23 protein-coding genes are annotated in these 17,401 nt (G+C 40.5%); all 23 read left to right on the top strand.

Annotated features, from left to right (window positions below):
- The first annotated feature begins 305 nt into the window (after positions 1–305).
- Entirely contained in the window at positions 306–671 is a 366-nt protein-coding gene (locus AB1I67_RS22410; RefSeq protein WP_367032572.1) for a hypothetical protein, read from the top strand.
- 425 nt (positions 672–1,096) lie between these two features.
- Positions 1,097–1,309, top strand: coding sequence for a hypothetical protein (locus AB1I67_RS22405; protein WP_367032570.1), 213 nt, complete (start codon positions 1,097–1,099; stop codon positions 1,307–1,309).
- Between the two features lie 171 nt (positions 1,310–1,480).
- Positions 1,481–2,302: a hypothetical protein gene (locus AB1I67_RS22400; RefSeq protein ID WP_367032569.1), complete on the top strand. Its 822-nt coding sequence runs from the start codon at positions 1,481–1,483 to the stop codon at positions 2,300–2,302.
- A complete protein-coding gene (locus tag AB1I67_RS22395) occupies positions 2,299–2,556 on the top strand; it encodes a hypothetical protein (protein ID WP_367032567.1) in 258 nt (85 codons plus the stop codon). Before AB1I67_RS22400 ends, AB1I67_RS22395 begins: the two co-directional genes overlap by 4 nt.
- A 205-nt stretch (positions 2,557–2,761) precedes the next feature.
- On the top strand, positions 2,762–4,282 hold the full coding sequence (locus AB1I67_RS22390; RefSeq protein WP_367032565.1) for an RHS repeat-associated core domain-containing protein: 1,521 nt from the start codon (positions 2,762–2,764) through the stop codon (positions 4,280–4,282).
- Positions 4,283–4,359: 77 nt separating this feature from the next.
- The gene (locus AB1I67_RS22385) at positions 4,360–5,235 is read left to right on the top strand and encodes a hypothetical protein (RefSeq protein WP_367032563.1); all 876 of its coding nucleotides are present in this window, start codon (positions 4,360–4,362) and stop codon (positions 5,233–5,235) included.
- 31 nt (positions 5,236–5,266) lie between these two features.
- The gene (locus AB1I67_RS22380) at positions 5,267–5,632 is read left to right on the top strand and encodes a hypothetical protein (RefSeq protein ID WP_367032562.1); all 366 of its coding nucleotides are present in this window, start codon (positions 5,267–5,269) and stop codon (positions 5,630–5,632) included.
- 444 nt (positions 5,633–6,076) lie between these two features.
- On the top strand, positions 6,077–6,295 hold the full coding sequence (locus AB1I67_RS22375) for a hypothetical protein (RefSeq protein ID WP_367032560.1): 219 nt from the start codon (positions 6,077–6,079) through the stop codon (positions 6,293–6,295).
- A 165-nt stretch (positions 6,296–6,460) separates the two neighbouring features.
- A complete protein-coding gene (locus tag AB1I67_RS22370; protein ID WP_367032559.1) occupies positions 6,461–7,525 on the top strand; it encodes an RHS repeat-associated core domain-containing protein in 1,065 nt (354 codons plus the stop codon).
- Positions 7,526–7,542: 17 nt separating this feature from the next.
- Entirely contained in the window at positions 7,543–7,881 is a 339-nt protein-coding gene (locus tag AB1I67_RS22365) for a hypothetical protein (protein WP_367032558.1), read from the top strand.
- 4 nt (positions 7,882–7,885) lie between these two features.
- Positions 7,886–8,371, top strand: a complete 486-nt coding sequence (locus AB1I67_RS22360; RefSeq protein WP_367032556.1) for a hypothetical protein — start codon at positions 7,886–7,888, stop codon at positions 8,369–8,371.
- 298 nt (positions 8,372–8,669) lie between these two features.
- Complete coding sequence (locus AB1I67_RS22355; protein WP_367032555.1) at positions 8,670–9,548, top strand: hypothetical protein; 879 nt, start codon at positions 8,670–8,672, stop codon at positions 9,546–9,548.
- 1 nt (position 9,549) lies between these two features.
- Entirely contained in the window at positions 9,550–9,792 is a 243-nt protein-coding gene (locus tag AB1I67_RS22350; RefSeq protein WP_367032554.1) for a hypothetical protein, read from the top strand.
- Between the two features lie 870 nt (positions 9,793–10,662).
- A complete protein-coding gene (locus AB1I67_RS22345) occupies positions 10,663–11,127 on the top strand; it encodes a hypothetical protein (RefSeq protein ID WP_367032553.1) in 465 nt (154 codons plus the stop codon).
- Positions 11,128–11,148: 21 nt separating this feature from the next.
- Positions 11,149–11,688, top strand: coding sequence for an RHS repeat-associated core domain-containing protein (locus tag AB1I67_RS22340; protein WP_367032552.1), 540 nt, complete (start codon positions 11,149–11,151; stop codon positions 11,686–11,688).
- Positions 11,643–12,227: a hypothetical protein gene (locus AB1I67_RS22335; protein WP_367032551.1), complete on the top strand. Its 585-nt coding sequence runs from the start codon at positions 11,643–11,645 to the stop codon at positions 12,225–12,227. Before AB1I67_RS22340 ends, AB1I67_RS22335 begins: the two co-directional genes overlap by 46 nt.
- A gap of 165 nt (positions 12,228–12,392) precedes the next feature.
- Positions 12,393–12,629, top strand: coding sequence for a hypothetical protein (locus AB1I67_RS22330; RefSeq protein ID WP_367032549.1), 237 nt, complete (start codon positions 12,393–12,395; stop codon positions 12,627–12,629).
- A gap of 19 nt (positions 12,630–12,648) precedes the next feature.
- The gene (locus AB1I67_RS22325; RefSeq protein WP_367032681.1) at positions 12,649–13,173 is read left to right on the top strand and encodes an RHS repeat domain-containing protein; all 525 of its coding nucleotides are present in this window, start codon (positions 12,649–12,651) and stop codon (positions 13,171–13,173) included.
- Positions 13,174–13,184: 11 nt separating this feature from the next.
- Positions 13,185–13,811 (top strand): hypothetical protein, encoded by a 627-nt coding sequence (locus AB1I67_RS22320; RefSeq protein WP_367032548.1) that lies wholly within the window; start codon positions 13,185–13,187, stop codon positions 13,809–13,811.
- A 225-nt stretch (positions 13,812–14,036) separates the two neighbouring features.
- Positions 14,037–14,507: a hypothetical protein gene (locus AB1I67_RS22315; protein ID WP_367032547.1), complete on the top strand. Its 471-nt coding sequence runs from the start codon at positions 14,037–14,039 to the stop codon at positions 14,505–14,507.
- A gap of 78 nt (positions 14,508–14,585) precedes the next feature.
- Positions 14,586–16,247 carry an RHS repeat-associated core domain-containing protein gene (locus AB1I67_RS22310; RefSeq protein ID WP_367032545.1) on the top strand — a complete coding sequence of 554 codons (1,662 nt, stop codon included), beginning with the start codon at positions 14,586–14,588 and terminating at the stop codon, positions 16,245–16,247.
- Complete coding sequence (locus AB1I67_RS22305; protein ID WP_367032680.1) at positions 16,244–16,393, top strand: hypothetical protein; 150 nt, start codon at positions 16,244–16,246, stop codon at positions 16,391–16,393. Before AB1I67_RS22310 ends, AB1I67_RS22305 begins: the two co-directional genes overlap by 4 nt.
- Positions 16,390–16,797, top strand: coding sequence for a contact-dependent growth inhibition system immunity protein (locus AB1I67_RS22300; protein ID WP_367032544.1), 408 nt, complete (start codon positions 16,390–16,392; stop codon positions 16,795–16,797). The genes AB1I67_RS22305 and AB1I67_RS22300 overlap by 4 nt, the downstream gene beginning before the upstream one ends.
- Positions 16,798–17,401 lie beyond the last annotated feature (604 nt).

Below are 17,401 nucleotides of genomic sequence, written 5' to 3'. Positions count from 1 at the left end.
TCACAGGGCTAAGAAATGGCGGGGAGGAATCACTTGACGGCATCCAACAGGGATATCCGCTCTGTTTTGTAGGAAAAAGCCAGTAATCTGCTTGGTATCGCGATTGAATCAAAGGATTCCCCTGCCGGATGCCGGGAAATGCCTTAAAACCGTTGGTTTGGGCGGAATCAGCGTTGTCTGGTGGCATAAGTTTTTCTGGAATGAAGGAAAAAGTTATTCAAAAAACAGGGGCCTCCAGCATAACAAATTTGGGCTTTGAACATTGGAAAAATTAATTTAGAACAGGAAGATGGTGATAATAAACAATGTTTGAATACACGTATGGGAAAAGATTGTCCAACGAAAAATTATCAAATTATAAAAAAATGTTGATAGAAACATTTGCTCAAGAATATGATATCAAATCAAATCGCTTATGGAATTGTTTAAAGGTGAAAAGAACTTGCTTAGAATTTGAGGATGTTAGGAAATTACGTCTTCCCGAGTCTGTAATATTTTATTTAGAAAGGCAAAATGAAGTTTATAGTACAACATTTAATGACATATGCAAGTATATAGATGAATTAGAACCGTGGGAGTATATAGATGCATATGTATTTGATAATACGCTTGAATGGCTTCTTGCAATTACACATGAGGATTTAAAGTGCCTTATTATAGGATTAAAGTAGATATTATCAAAAAAGTATTTGCCCGGCTTTGCCGGGCGATGTCCCCAGAGGTTATGCGCTTTCCAGCATAACCTCTTTAACCTGCAGTGCGTCCAGCGAAGCTGGACCATGCCAACCAGTGTAAGTCTGGTCACGGTAATCGCCAGTGAGCCGTGTAGTTAAATCCGGTGCGTCACAGTAATGTGGGGTGCTAAGCGGATGGATCAAGTAGCCTGGAAGGGAGCAAACAATCTTATTAGTATAAAAATTGCAGAAGGAGGAATACGTAAATAAAAAAATATAAACTAATTGTGATTGTGATAGTTTCATTTTTAATTATTACACTGTGGATAAAATCTCTTTTCTATATTATGGAAAACCGAGATGAAATCGTATTTAAATATTTATTATATGACCATATAGAATATAATGGAAATGCTTATTATATGGCAGAAAACCAGCACCTGTCTTTCGCGTCTGGGAAAAAAGGAAGTCCTGTGTATTTGGTGTATAGAGGAAATAAAATATACTTTGAGCCTTGTCAAGACACAATAATATTTGCAGGATATGAAGGTGACGAAAAAGAGATTTTTATCTTTTTTGATAGTGCAATCTTTATTCGAGAAGATTATAGACAGATGCAGGATATTTGGCAGTAAAAGCAGTGTATAGAAACGATCATATTTGAATTTCTATGTAAAGAGAGGTGGAGTGAACAGCACCTCTCTTTATCTATGAGGTAAAATAGCTATCAGAAAGAACATAAAGTAAACGCCTAACCAATTAAACTTAAGTATCTAGTGTTTTTCTCGTAAGCGCAAACATTAGAGTTGGTTGTAAAACGCGCTGAATCAGCTATTAATCACAATTATGAGATGATCGGCTGTGAGGAGAGTAAGGGGCAGTTCCATAAGGTGACCTATACCTATAAGTACGATGAGGCAGGGAACCGGACCTTTGCGAAGAAGGCCAAGACCTTCCCATACAGCTATCTGGAATCCTGGCAGAATACATACACCTACAACGACGACAACCAGATGACAGCGGCGACGGTCTGCGAAGGGAACTTAACGAAGGACTACACCTTCACCTACGACGCCAACGGCAACCTGACCCATGAGTGTTACCAGAAGCAGGCGGAAGTGGTGTACCAGTATGATACAGAGAACCGTCTGACGGCAGTGTATGACCAGCAGAAGCTCCTTATGGCGTCCACCTATGACAGCGACGGGAACCGCGCGTTCCAGCTGAACTACAACCCGGCGGCGGAATGCGGCTACGGGATCGGCTGGGGCGGTGAGATCTACATGCCGGAGCACAGCCGGAATGAAGATGAGAGCCTGACGGCGGAAGGCCAGCTGTTCAGCTATATCTGTTCAGATACGGGAAGGGCCTATGACCTGACCGAGTATGTGAATGATACCAACCGGGAGTATACGGAAGTATTGACAGCCTACACAGTCAACAGTGGGGCGGCGGAGTCTTACAGCTACGCAGGTACCATACGCAATTCCAGGAATGATATCTGGACCGAGGCGCGGGATGTGGTGCGGAATGAGATGAGCTACTACCCACCTAAAAAAGACAAGCATATTTTGATTCTCAACCGGGTGAACTATTGCATCAGTAAGGAAGGAGTGGGTTATTTGTGAAGTATATGTGCCCTATATGCAATTATAATGGATTGTTTGAAAAACCGTATGATGAGAATGGTAATGGCTCTTATGAGATTTGCCCTTGCTGTGACTTTGAATTTGGATGTGATGATTTTCCAGATAAAGAAAAACAACAAGATATGTGGAAGCAGAAATGGATAGACAGTGGTTGCAAATGGTTTTCAAAATCAAGAAAACCACCAGAAGGATGGGATGCTCATATTCAACTAATATGTGAACATTCTGATTAATTATTATTATTATTATTCGCCCGGCTTTGCCGGGCGATGCAGATTGTAGACAAAGTCCGACTTTTGTGCCTGGACTTTGTCTATTTTTAGGTTAGATTAAACTCGAGTTTACAATCGGAGCGGCAGGGGGGAGTGCACTTCGTTAAATCGTCTGACTCGTACGGATGGAAGTGGGAGCATATATACCTATAACGCCAGGAATCAGGTGCTGGAGGCAAAAAACAACCTGACCTATGAGTGTTATCAGAAGCAGGCGGAAGTAGTATACCAGTATGACACGGAGAACCATCTGACGGCAGTGTATGACCAGCAGAAGCTCCTTATGGCGTCCACCTATGACGGCGACGGGAACCGCGCGTTCCAGCTGAACTACAATCCGGAAGCAGAATGCGGCTACGGGATCGGCTGGGGCGGTGAGATCTACATGCCGGAACACAGCCGGAATGAGGATGAGAGCCTGACGGCGGAAGGCCAGCTGTTCAGCTATATCTGTTCGGATACGGGAAGGGCCTATGACCTGACCGAGTATGTGAATGATACCAACCGGGAGTATACGGAAGTGCTGACGGCCTACACAGTCAACAGCGGTGCGACGGAGTCTTACAGCTCTGCAGGTACCATGCGCAATTCCAGGAATGATATCTGGACGGAGGCGCGGGATGTAGTGCATGATGAGATGAGCTACTACCTGTATGATGGACGGGGGAGTGTGACAGCGAACACCTGGTATAATGGCAGAGTGACCGATGTGTACCAGTATGATCCTTATGGACAGGTGACGCTGGGGAGCACAGAGCATACAGATTTCTATGGGTATAACGCAGAGAGCTATAACCCGAATACCGGGCTTGAGTTCTTAAGGGCGAGGTATTATAATGCTAATCAGGGGAGGTTCTTCCAGGAGGATACTTACCTGGGGGATATCGTGGACCCACTGACGTTGAACCGGTATGCATATGTGAAGAACAGTCCGTTGAATTATGTGGATCCTAGCGGACACATGACCGAAACCATGTTAACATTGCTTAAAGAGTGGTTGATAAATGGTACTATAACAGCGGAGGATCTTGCAAAAAAGGCACTTTCTGAAAATGGAACAGGAGCAATTTATACAGCATTTCATGAAATTGCGCAGTTATATGCAGCAAAGAGATTAGTTGAAAATGGTTTTTCGCCATTTGTGGAACTTCATGTAGAACGGGCAGGTGAATTAACGGCTAATAATACAACAAGGTGTTATGAAGCGGATATTATAGCATGGAAATTGCCGCATGTTCAACCGTATGCATGGGAGGTAAAACCCATAACTTGGTATTTGAGCAATAGTAGAATGACGACTGCCAATAGTAAGTTTCAAGACATGTTGACGTCGGATCCCAATGTAAAAATGTTACCTGGACCACCAGGATCAGTAGGGCTTATTGATAATATTCCTATTGCTGGAAAGATTAAAATGGCAGTAGTAGAGTCTATGGTATATCCAGGATTTTTATTCTATGGCTTATATTACCAGGGAAGTGCTGAAGAGCGTGTTTGGGTTACAAATGCTGAGGCGGCAGAAGTAGTAAAGAAACATTTTGATGTATCAGAAGCGATTATTGATTATGTATTTACATCAGTCACTGTAATGGTTGGTGCAAATAGTATTTCAGCCACAGCCGGATTTATTAAACAATATGGCGCAGAAGCATTAACTGCTTTGTCACAAATAGTACCAGTTGGATGATTTGTAATTTGGTTATATTGTGCGGACATTTATTAAGCAATATTAATGTCCGCACATCTAAAGAGGAGGAGTAGTCTATGCGAAAATTGGTACGAGTAGGAGTGAAAAGTGATAACATAACTTTAGACAAAAGTACTTCGGGAAATCCTGTAATATCACGCAATTTGGATAAAATAATAGAAAAATATGCAGAACTGTCAGTACAGCCGTATCTGCATTCTTTAAACTATGCATATTTTTATTTTTATGAAGACACAAGTGAATATGTGCAATTTATAAAAGATGCAGAAAAACTTAATTTGGTGATGTGGGAGCAGTGTAAATACATATTGTCAGAAGATGAACTGGAAACTACAAATTTTTATCAACTTAAACTTGAACGGGTAATCGAGTATGGATTTTATTCGCTGCTTAGAGGTAACAAATATGAGGGCGGATGTGACTGGTGCAAGGGTGGGATGATATTAAAAGGAAAATGTCGCGTTCCTGTAAGAGGAATTGATAAATATGATATTTTTCCGTTAGAACCTGAAATAATAGTGACAAGAGAGTTAAAGACACTTTTCGAAAAAGAGAAAATTTCTGGGGTGGAATTTGATAGTGTTGTAGACTCTAGAAATAAAAAAGATGTTGATAATTTATTCAGGTTAAAAGTACTGAATCAACTTCCTGAAATGCATAGCAAAACCTTGACAGAATCACGGATTTGTAGAAGGTGTGGTAAAAAGTATACAGAGTTAAATGGAAATATAGTATTTTCTGCGGAAAACTTAGAAGGAGCTCTAGATTTCAACACTACATCTGAGCGTTTCTTTAAAGAAAACGATTTACAAAAGACAGGGGAATTAAATTATGAATGGGCCTATATTGTTGTAAGTAAAAAAGTGAAATTTTTAATGGAACAACATTGTAAAGGGAAAAATTTTTATTTAGTTCCAGTTATTACATTATAAATTATAATAGTTTTAATTATGAGGTTGAATAATGGATTGGAAAAATGTAATTGAAGAATTTTTAATACGCTCTATAGATTTATTTGCGAAATATTATATGTCAGGAAATCTGGAGAAAATAAGCGTAATTATAGATATTGAAGAAGAAAATGCAGAAATAATTATAGGTGCAGGAGGAGAGTCGGAGCATGTGGATTTCAACCTGTTTCGCAGTGCTTCCGAAGGAAATGAGCGTGACGCTCAAAGAGAATGTTATTTTGAAAATGAAAGCCTCTGGATGGATTTTCTGATAGATTTAGACAGGGATAGTATAGAAAAGTGTATGTCAGAGGTGGCAATTGGGTTAATGGAACGTTATGGAGTAGATGTTGATATGCAGGTGGAAAGTGAGGAATGATAATCACAGGAGGCTTTCCAGGAGGATATTTGCTGAGGGCAAGTGAAGATTTAATGGGTCTGATTTGCCAAAATTAATTATTGAAGTAAATGATTTGGAATTTTTACTGCATTACATGAATTTACCCCAGAAATGTGTTAACGATAAGCTGCATATCTGGTATAGTTACATGAATTACCTGTAATGAATATAGAAAAATGGGATTAGGCAGCAGTTATAGCAGAAGTATGGTGTTGATATCGAGGAACAATTGAGGATAACAAAAATTCTGCTGACATATTTGAAGGAGTATGGAATTCAAGTAGGAGGTCAAAGTGGACAAACACAAATCATAATAAGATCACAAGGGAAACAAGCTATTTCAATAAAGCAACAGGTCAAATCATTGATTTCTATGAGGGAACGAGTTTAAATGGATTTATTAATATAAGGCAGGTACAATAAATGAAATTACAAAGCGGTCCAATAATTCCAGGAGATTGTATTGGAAATATTAAACTTGGCATTACACGAGAAGATCTTTTAGAAATAATTGGTAGAGATTATAAAGAACAACTTTTAGAAATGGGGGCAATACTTGCGATTGATAATGCAAAATTTTGGATAGCGAGCGATGGAAAAGTTGATCAAATAGGTGTAGAAAAGGCATTTGTTTCGAGTTAGAAGATGTAGATAATCGGGATGAACTGACAGCACCAATTAATCACATTTATGTATTTAGGGTAAAACATGATTGATGTATTTTGAGTAACTTTATTGGAAAGAGTCTTTTAGCTGGGTGGCATTAAGCCATCCAGCTTTCAACTGGCAGTACACCTTGCAAAGAAAATGGTCTATAACGTGATGGGCCAGCGGATCTCCATGGAGGATATCACAGGGGAGAGTACTTATACCTATGATTCCTTAGGCCGCTTAAAGACCGCGACTAATGGCTCCGGGAAAGTGGTGGAGTATTTCTATGATGAAGCGGATAACCTATCCGAAATCTTGTATCCGGATGGTTATACGGTGCTTTATGAATATGACAAAAACGATAACATCACCAAACTGACCGACCGTGACGGACGAGCGACCACCTATGAGTACGATCCGTTAAACCGTTTGATCCATGTAATACGTGCGGATTTCTATGGGTATAACGCAGAGAGCTATAACCCGAATACCGGGCTTGAGTTCTTAAGGGCGAGATATTATAATGCTAATCCGGGAAGGTTCTTCCAGGAGGATACTTATCTGGGGGATATCACGGATCCGCTGACGCTGAACCGGTATGTTTATGTGAAGAATAGTCCGTTGAATTATGTGGATCCGAGCGGGCACAGGACCTATTGGGATTATATTGATCGGATAGAGCTTCATGCGCCCACTGGAGAAGAAATAGAAAAGATGCAGCAAGAGGGCACATATGAAAGATACATACAAGAATATAATAACCTTTTAGAGCAGCAGAAAGGGTATGATCGTTTCCGTGCGGATACAGGTTTTTATGATTTGCTTGTAAGCGTCAATTGGGAAAAAGTGGGCCGAATCACAAGCGGGACGATCCAGGTAGTTGGAGCCGGTATACTGATTGTCGCAGGAATCTCTGCACTGGTGGTCGCGGGAGGCGCACTGGGAACTGCGGCGGCAGCATTGCTGGCAGGAGAGGCGGTAAGCCTTGCAGGAGTAGCTACAGCGATGTCAACGTTCCTGATGTCACTGGGAAGTGTAATAATGCAGGGGGCAGATTTCCTGGAAGGGGCGGAAAACATCCTGAATGCGCTCCAGGACAATCCTGAGCGGGCGGAGCATCTGATCCGTGACAAGATAGAGCTGTTCAGGAACCATCCGGCATACTATTATATTTTTGAAGCAATTTTGACATTTGGCTCCCAACTGGGAAAAAACTGCTAACAAGCGGGAAAGTATCTGTGGTTAAGGGAAAGGCTGATTCTTGGGAAAGAAATTTACATAATATGAGCGAACTAAACGGCTTCGACTTTAAAAGTTTAAAGGATGATGGAACTGTTAAAATAAATAAAGCAGGGGCAAATAGACCAACGAAGAGTAATTCAAATAGTTTTCTTCGAACTGAAAATGGTGAACATGTATTTGTATATGATGGTAATAGTGACCTGATTTATGATATAAGCTCAAGTAGAGTAAAAGGGTTTAAAATTAATGTTAACCCTACAGGAGAAAAGTTTTTTAGTCCTTACAAATTGGATGGTTCAGTACCGCAGTTTATATTAGATTTATTTGGATGGTGATAAAATGTATGAAATTAAATATTATAGGAGTATTGTACAACAAGAAATTATTCGTAAGTTCAGTAAACCTAAGGGATGTAACTTATTTGAACAAGCATGCAATTGCAATTCGCTGGAAGATGTTATTGCAATTTCGCATTTATTATGCCCAGATTTTATTCAAATAGGAGAATATGTCTTTGTTTCTGAATTTTTTAAAGAAACTGGAGAGGAGGCTATTAATAAAGTAGAAAAATTAGAAGAAAGATTTGGAAAGAATAAAAAGAATATAGAAAAATGGGTAAATAGTTGGAGCATAGGAGATTTATTTATAAATTGTACAGATGAATCTTATCAAGATGAATCATTAATAATGCAGTTTTGCGAGGTTTTAACCTATAATTGGAAACGAAGAATAAATGAATTGTTTCCCAATAAAAAAATGATAGTAGAAATAGGTGACGAAATAATGGGAGAACTAGGCTTGACTATTACAGTTTACGAGGAATAGTCAAGCTTAGGTAGATTTGTTCGCCCGGCTTTGCTGGGCGATACCCTCAGAGGCTATGCATTTTTCAATATAATCTCTTTAACCCGCAGTGAACCCAGCGAAGTCGGACTATACCAATCAATGTAAGTTTAGTCACAGTAATTTTGGGCCAGAACTTTATGGAGAGAAAGAGAGCACATATGAGACATATATATAAGAGTACAAAGAGCTCTTAAGTCATCAGACAGACTATGAGCAGTTCCTTTCGGATAGCGTTGACAGCACTGGTACTACTTCTTCAGAGCGTCTAATGAATCTTATGAGAGAGGCAAAGGACCTAAGTGAAGAATATGTCGGTGAATGTGACACGAGCTTTTATGATTTACTCGTAAGTATCGATTGGGAGAAGGTTGGTCGAATAACCAGTGGAACTGTTCGAGTAGTTACGGCTGGCGTTGTAATTGTGGCGGGGATATCAGCACTGACGGTTTCTGGTGGTGCACTGGGAACTGCGTCGGCAGCATTACTTGCTGGAGAAACGGTAAGCCTTGCCGGAGTAGCCACAGCGCTATCAACATTCCTGGCATCATTAGGAAGTATCATAATGAGCGGGGCAGATTTCCCGGAAGGGGCGGAAAACATCCTGAATGCGCTCCAGGACAATCCTGAGCGGGCGGAGCATTTGATCCGTGACAAGATAGAGCTGTTCAGGAATCATCCGGCATACTATTATATTTTTGAAGCGATTTTGACATTTGGCTCCCAACTGGAGAAAAAACTGCTAACAAGCGGGAAAGTATCTGTGGTTAAGGGAGAAGTTGAGGTTGCTAAAGGAACACTGACAGGAAAACTGGATGGATTAACAGCAGATGAACGAAAAGTAGTAAATGATTTACTTGATGCAGGAAATGATGTTGAAATTATTCCACGATCTGATACTGCTAAAATGCCAGATTATTATGTCAATGGCGTAAAAACAGAATTAAAAACATTGAATGGAACTAGCTTAAATATACCTGTTACAAGAATTCAAGATGGCTTTAAACAAGGTGCAGAAAGAGTTATTGTTGATGCAAGGAAAATTGGTATCACGACTGAACAGGCAACAGCTATAATTGATCGTGCAGCAGGGGTATACGGAGGGGAACTTCCAGGTACAGTAGAAATTTGGACGACAGGAGGAAAGGTAATAAGATAGTATGGCAAAAATGAATTGTAAATGTGGTTATATTTTAAGTACAATGCAAGCTCCCAACGATATTCAGTTAAGAGTTTATACAGACAGGGAGTGGGAAGAAATATTAGATTGCGATATTATAGAACCATGGAAAATTCCTTTACCCCAATATGATGTTTGGAAATGTCCTAATTGTAACAGAATATATGTTTTCGAGGAGGGGAAAGATATGCCTATAATGAAATATGTTTTAGAAAAAGACTAGATTTCCCCCTGGTTTTGCCGGGCGATGTTTCTAGGAGCTGTTGCAAAATAGCTGAGAAATCAGTCATGGAACATCAGCTCCTTTTTCGTAAACGGTAAATAATCTGTACCTGTTTTTTCCTGTTCAAAATGAGACAATAGACCAGACTTCAAATCAAAGTATAAAAAGTTCAGCACTCAACTTTTCATACCACTATATGGAGGTTTGTCTAGGAGTTCAGAAGCAACAATGGCTGCCGCACAGTTCCGCTTGCTGGAATGGGCCGCACAAATCAGGGATTGTCAGAGCCGTCCCGATGGGATGGGCGTGGTCCAATGGTGTAATCAGCATGGAATAACGAAAGCCAACTATTACTATCGATTGCGGCGCGTGAGGGAAGTCCGCCTGAGATCACTTCCGCAGGAAGCGCTCTCACAGCCGATTGTGCCATTCGCTGCAGAAATGCTGCATCCTCTAGGACCGGTCTCAGAGAGGCCGTCCACCTGTGGATTGGAAGTTTCCATAAAAGGCGTCTTCATCCATCTCACGAAAACATCCTCCATGCATCTCCTTTCGCAGGTCCTGGAGGTGATCCGGAATGCTGAATGACCATTCTGATTAATTATTATTATAATTATTATTATTCGCCCGGCTTTGCCGGGCGATGCAGATTGTAGACAAAGTCCGACTTTTGTGCCTGGACTTTGTCTATTTTTAGGTTAGATTAAACTCGAGTTTACGATCGGAGCGGCAGGGGGTGAGTACACTTCGTTAAATCGTTTGACTCGTACGGATGGAAGTGGGAGCATATATACCTAAAATGCCAGGAATCAGGTTCTGGAGGTAAAGTACAACCTGACCCATGAGTGTTTCCAGAAGCAGGCGGAAGTGGTGTACCAGTATGATACAGAGAACCGTCTGACGGCGGTGTATGACCAGCAGAAGCTCCTCATGGCGTCCACCTATGACGGCGACGGGAACCGCGCATTCCAGCTGAACTACAACCCGGCGGCGGAATGCGGCTACGGGATCGGCTGGGGCGGTGAGATCTACATGCCGGAGCACAGCCGGAATGAAGATGAGAGCCTGACGGCGGAAGGCCAGCTGTTCAGCTATATCTGTTCAGATACGGGAAGGGCCTATGACCTGACCGAGTATGTGAATGATACCAACCGGGAGTATACGGAAGTGCTGATGGCCTACACAGTCAACAGCGGGGCGACGGAGTCTTACAGCTACGCAGGTACCATGCGCAATTCCAGGAATGATATCTGGACGGAGGCCCGGGATGTGGTGCGGAATGAGATGAGCTACTACCTGTATGACGGACGGGGGAGCGTGACGGCGAATACCTAGTATAATGGCAGGGGGACCGATGTGTACCAGTATGACCCATATGGACAGGTGACGCTGGGGAGTACGGAGCATACGGACTTCTATGGGTATAATGCAGAGAGTTACAATCCGAATACCGGGCTTGAGTTCTTAAGGGCGAGGTATTATAATGCTAATCAGGGAAGGTTCTTCCAGGAAGATACTTACCTGGGGGATATCACGGATCCGTTGACGCTGAACCGGTATGCATATACGAAGAACAGTCCGTTGAATTATATTGATCCGAGCGGACACAGTTCGTATGGAATTGGTGCACCACAAAATTTGACGGATCCTCATGCACCTACAAATCCAAGTACTCCATCGCCCTCAATTAGCGTAGAAATTACTGACAGGCAAGAGTATAAAAATCAGTATTTATCAGAGCGAGATGAGCAAATACTTTCACACCAAGGTGAAACGCAGGAGAGAAAGTCTGGAGAGTCTTACTTTGACTGGAAAATAAGGTTGGCAGAAATGTCAGGAACGCATGCTCTTTGTGTCAGAGATATTACTCGTGCTTTTCTAGAAAAAAAGGTGTAAATCCAGATCGGGAGTTATTCTTACCTTTAGAGTCTACGGATGCAGTTACAGTTAGAATTAATAATTATTTGCGCTATTTGTATGGTAATGATTCAATACCAAATACAAAAGAAACTGAACAAATTTATTTGATAGTGGAAAACATACTGGTAGATACAATAATTAATGGATATTCAGTAGAGGCTGCAGATGATAGCTTTATTGACGAAGTTTACGCTTATTATCTTGCAGAACGTATAGGATATATGCAAATAGCGACTGGCATTATGCTTTCAACGATAAGTAGAGCAGCGAAAAAAGTAGTTGAAAGGTTTTGGACTTGGAGTGTTAGCAATTCAGGTAGTGATACTGAAGGACAAAGTAGTTCTCAAAAGATTCCTTGGGGCGATTGGAGCGATTATGAACATGTAACAAAAGACGGACAAACATATGCTAAAGTGGGGGATAGATTGTATTCACGGCATGCAGTAGAACGTATGCAACCAAGTGGAAACCGGTATGGCAGTAATATATCAGGGTTCCTCTGCTCCAAGTTATAATTATGGGAGAGGTGTAGCTCCAGAATATATTGAGTATGTAATAAATAGTGAGGCGCCAGTTATCCAAGAGAACGGAAATTTAAGTTATGTCCCTGGTAGTCTGCAAGTTATTACAAATGCCCAAGGATATGTTGTGACAGTGATTACGCAATGAGGTATAAAAAATTGAAAAAAGTTATTTTAGCAATGTTAAATTCATATCAAAAAGGGCAAATTGATATTCCAACCATACAAAGTAAATTAAACTACTTTGCGGAAAATGAAGTTGATGATAATGAAAGAAAGCAATTAATCAGGCAGGTAGATAATCAGTTGGAGGAAGTGTTATTTTGTTATCGACCGGAAAATCAATGCAAGAAAGTGTTGGAAATACTTACAAGGCTCTATAATGAATTAGAGTGAAAAAAGTATACTTGATTAGATTTCAGACAAAGTCCGAGGCGGAGCCCCGGACTTTGCCAATGACAGCCAATATTTCTACGACGGAGCGGACAACCTGGCAGCCATCCGTTATCCGGACGGCGGGGAAGTGAGCTATGAATATGACAAAAACGACAACATCACCAAACTGACCGACCGTGATGGACGGGCGACCGCCTATGAGTACGACCCGTTAAACCGTCTGACCCGTGTAGTGCGTGCGGACGGCAGCGAGAGCGCATATACCTACAACGCCAGGAACCAGGTGCTGGAGGCAAAGAATACCTGTGTCTGCGGCATTATGGATTTAGGTACGAGTCAAGATGATATTATGAATAAAGGAATAAATATTTTGAAAAAATTAGATTCAGACAGTCTTATAAAAGAAGGTACAACACAAATAAAAACATATATTGATGGTATGAAAGCAGAAATCAGGATATTTGTAAAGGATGGTCAAATCATTAATTTTGATATGTTTAAAGGTTGGTCAACAAGAGATATGGGAAATACAATTTACCACTAAAGGAGGCTCATATGGATTTAAAGATAGCAATTCAAGAAAATAACGTGCAAAAAGCTGAAGAAATCATAAAAATGGAATTGGTAAATAATCCATTAGATATACAGTGGTGGATAAAATTAAGTTTAACTGAATTACAATTTCCATTTGAAGATTATGTCAGTGCACTAGATTGTATTGAAAAAATAAAGAAAATTACTGACAATAATGTAGATGCGTTAATTTTGGAAACAGGAATCAAATGGCATAATTTTGGCTTTATTGAAGATGAATTGTTAGAGAGATTATCATCTGTAGATATTGAGGATGCCTATAAGATGTCTATTATTTATTATTTACAATCATTATATTATCGTTATAAAAAGGAGATTAAAGATGAGAAAAAGATGTTAAATAAATCCATCGCGCTACATGACAAATTTGTTTATCCTTATAAGGCATTGGGGCATATTGCAAAAGTCCAATTATGCGTGAAGGAGAGTAAAATACTGTTTTTGAAAGCATTTAATAACATACAAAAAATATATAGTGATGAGGAATTATATGATTTCACGGATTTTAATGTGTATGTTTCTGAATTTATTACAGGAGTTTATATTTCAAAAGCTAATTATGAAAATCTAAAAGCCTTAATAGCTTGATATTAAAGTAAAAGAGGGTGGCACTATCCAGGATTTGAATGGGCAAGTGCCTACGCAGCAAGAAGCAATTGACCTGATAAATGAGGCAGGCGGTACAGTTAATAGAATTGAAGGACCTCATAATGAGCCTAATCCTCATAATTTTAATCATATTAATTATACAACTCCGAGTGGAGGGAAAGGGACTATAAAAATTCAATAATGATGTGCTAAGAAGGGAAGTATATGGATTTAAAAACTTTTAAAACACAGTTGCAAATTTTAAATGAAACTGAAAGGAGAGAATTTAGAAAAAAATATATAGAAAAATTTATAAATACCCATCATGAGTCATATCAAAAGCAGATACAATCAAAGAGAAAATTCCTTGATGGATATTGCTATTTAGGATATTTATGGGATTATGTTAAAAATCCGTCTATTATCGACATAGAATATATCGAGAAAATAGCAAAAAATATTGATGCAGTATATGTGTTTTGGGATATTCATTCATGTGAGAGGATATTTGTACAAAATTATTGGAAGTTTGATAAAGATGCCATTCTTCATTTGAAATTTGAAACGTTACTATATGGTCAGGATTTTTTACCTGAAGATATATATATTTTTGATGAAAGCATGACATGGACATTAATAAAAACACATGAAGACATTGATGGAAAACGTTATTGTTTAAAAAGTGGTGAAATTTAAAAGTACCAATGGAATGTTGCTCCAGTTTAGTATTTACCTACTGGAGCAACAATTCATTTATGATGCAGGTAGTTTGAGTTGAGCTTTTCGGAATACGATGCTGGAGGAAAGAAAACCAACTATACTGTCGCTTACACGTATAATGCTGAAGGCAACATGACCTCCCTCACCAGCCCCAAGGGCCGTAAGAAACAGTATACGTATGATGTGGGCGGACGGATGACCGAGCGTCTGACCCCGTCCGGCGGAAGGATCTTCTACGATTATGACACCTTAAACGCCCTGGCGGATAAGTCCTACAGCAGTGCAAACGAGCTGGGCAATGACCGCCCGGTGAAGATGGTCTATAACGTGATGGGCCAGCGGATCTCCATGGAGGATATCACAGGGGAGAGTACTTATACCTATGATTTCTTAGGCTGCTTAAAGACCGCGATTAATGGCTCCGGGAAAGCGGTGGAGTATTTCTATGATGAAGCGGATAACCTATCCGAAATCTTGTATCCGGATGGTTATACGGTGCTTTATGAATATGACAAAAACGATAACATCACCAAACTGACCGACCGTGACGGATGGGCGACCACCTATGAGTACGATCCGTTAAACCGTTTGATCCATGTAATACGTGCGGATTTCTATGGGTATAACGTAGAGAGCTATAACCCGAATACCGGGCTTGAGTTCTTAAGGGCGAGATATTATAATGCTAATCCGGGAAGGTTCTTCCAGGAGGATACTTATCTGGGGGATATCACGGATCCGCTGACGCTGAACCGGTATGCTTATGTGAAGAATAGTCCGTTGAATTATGTAGATCCGAGCGGACACAGGACCTATTGGGATTATATTGATCGGATAGAGCTTCATGCGCCCACTGGAGAAGAAATAGAAAAGATGCAGCAAGAGGGCACATATGAAAGATACATACAAGAGTATAACAACCTTTTAGAGCAGCAGAAAGGGTATGATCGTTTCCGTGCGGATATTGATGATGGTAGTGGTTCAGTTTCTTCAGAGCGCTTAATAAGCCTTTTGAGGGAAGCAAAGAACTTGAGTGAGGAATACGTCGGCGAATGTGATACAGGTTTTTATGATTTGCTTGTAAGCGTCAATTGGGAAAAAGTGGGCCGAATCACAAGCGGGACGATCCAGGTAGTTGGAGCCGGTATACTGATTGTCGCAGGAATCTCTGCACTGGTGGTCGCGGGAGGCGCACTGGGAACTGCGGCGGCAGCATTGCTGGCAGGAGAGGTGGTAAGCCTTGCAGGAGTAGCTACAGCGATGTCAACGTTCCTGATGTCACTGGGAAGTGTAATAATGCAGGGGGCAGATTTCCTGGAAGGGGCGGAAAACATCCTGAATGCGCTCCAGGACAATCCTGAGCGGGCGGAGCATCTGATCCGTGACAAGATAGAGCTGTTCAGGAATCATCCGGCATACTATTATATTTTTGAAGCAATTTTGACATTTGGTTCCCAACTGGGGAAAAAACTGCTAACAAGCGGGAAAGTATCTGTGGTTAAGGGGGAATCCGAGACTCCTGTCTTCGATACGAGTAAACTTATAAGAAGTCAGCAAAAAGCCATAGAATCGGCTGATAACATTATAAGTGATCATTTAAAAGAGAGTGACTTATCGGCGGCTCTTGGAGATTTGCAAGGGAATCCAATTGAAAAACCTAATGTGGGTATTGGAATCATGCCCAAGAGGTTAAAGATGCATATTCTGGTTTGGTGAGAGCGCAAAAAACCTTGGAGGGTTCACTTAAAAATCCTAATTTAGACCTGGATGTAAAGAATTTTATACAAAGTAAATATGATTCAATAACAAACTATATTAATATAATTGAGGATTTATTTGCGCCATATGGAGGTATAAATTGATAGAAGATGATATATATAAAATAAAAGGGATAGAATTAGAGAAAGTAAAACAAAATAGTCCTTTGGATCAGTGGTTCTATGAAATGATTCAGAAGAAAGAAAGCGAACTTACTTTGTTGGATTTATCCAGACTTCTTCGTCAAGAAATATATCTTGATATTGCGATACCATTAGCGTGGAAAAAAATATTAGAAACCCCTTTCTGCGGAGAAATGTATGAAGGGCAATTGGTAGAGCTATTAATAAGAACATTGGAAAATAATTCCGAAAAGAAAGAGAATAGTTTTTATAGGCTTTTTGCACAAGATATTGCGCAGAAAATCGAAACACATGAATGGGGGAGTGATGAGGAAAAAAATGAATATAAAAGATTAACTGAAGAATTGGAAAGACTATTTGAGTAAGTGTAATCGCCTGGTTTTGCCAGACGCTGTCTTCCGGCTGAGGTGGCGTTAAGCCACCCAGCCTTTAACCTGAATACTTATCGATCTTAACTATTTGGGCTAATCTTGGAAAAATACTTGTTTTCACATCGCCCCAACAAGCCCGGATAACCGTTTCAAGGTATGTCTTTCAGGGCAGCGGCATAAAAACGGTATACGGGCGGTCACGGTGCGTCACAGGGATAAGAGAAACAGGTATATGGACCGCTGTTGTGTAGTGGGCGCTACCTGATCACAAAATACCTTTTAATGTAAGCCACCCACAGATTGTCTTAAATATTATTTTCGACCCTGACCGCCAGTGAGGATTTAGTAAGAAAAACGCAAGGGAATAGAAATTGACGGTGGATATATGCCCATGGGCCCAAGGTACAATGGTGCACACCAGGGGGATTAAGGGGGAGAAAACACACCCTTCTCCCGGCTGAAAGCCGCTTAACAACAGACATAGAAGAACAGCCGCTGAATCCTGTACGGGAGTCCAACGGCTGTGTTCTTTTTCTGGTGATAATCTCTTGCAGACTTCCTATCAAATTCATAACCCGGATGCCATCTTTTGCCATCT

This window comes from Clostridium sp. AN503 (assembly GCF_040719375.1).
Classification (GTDB): domain Bacteria; phylum Bacillota; class Clostridia; order Lachnospirales; family Lachnospiraceae; genus Brotaphodocola.
The sequence above is the reverse complement of the archived record's forward strand: the minus strand, read 5'-3'. Positions and strand labels throughout refer to the sequence as shown.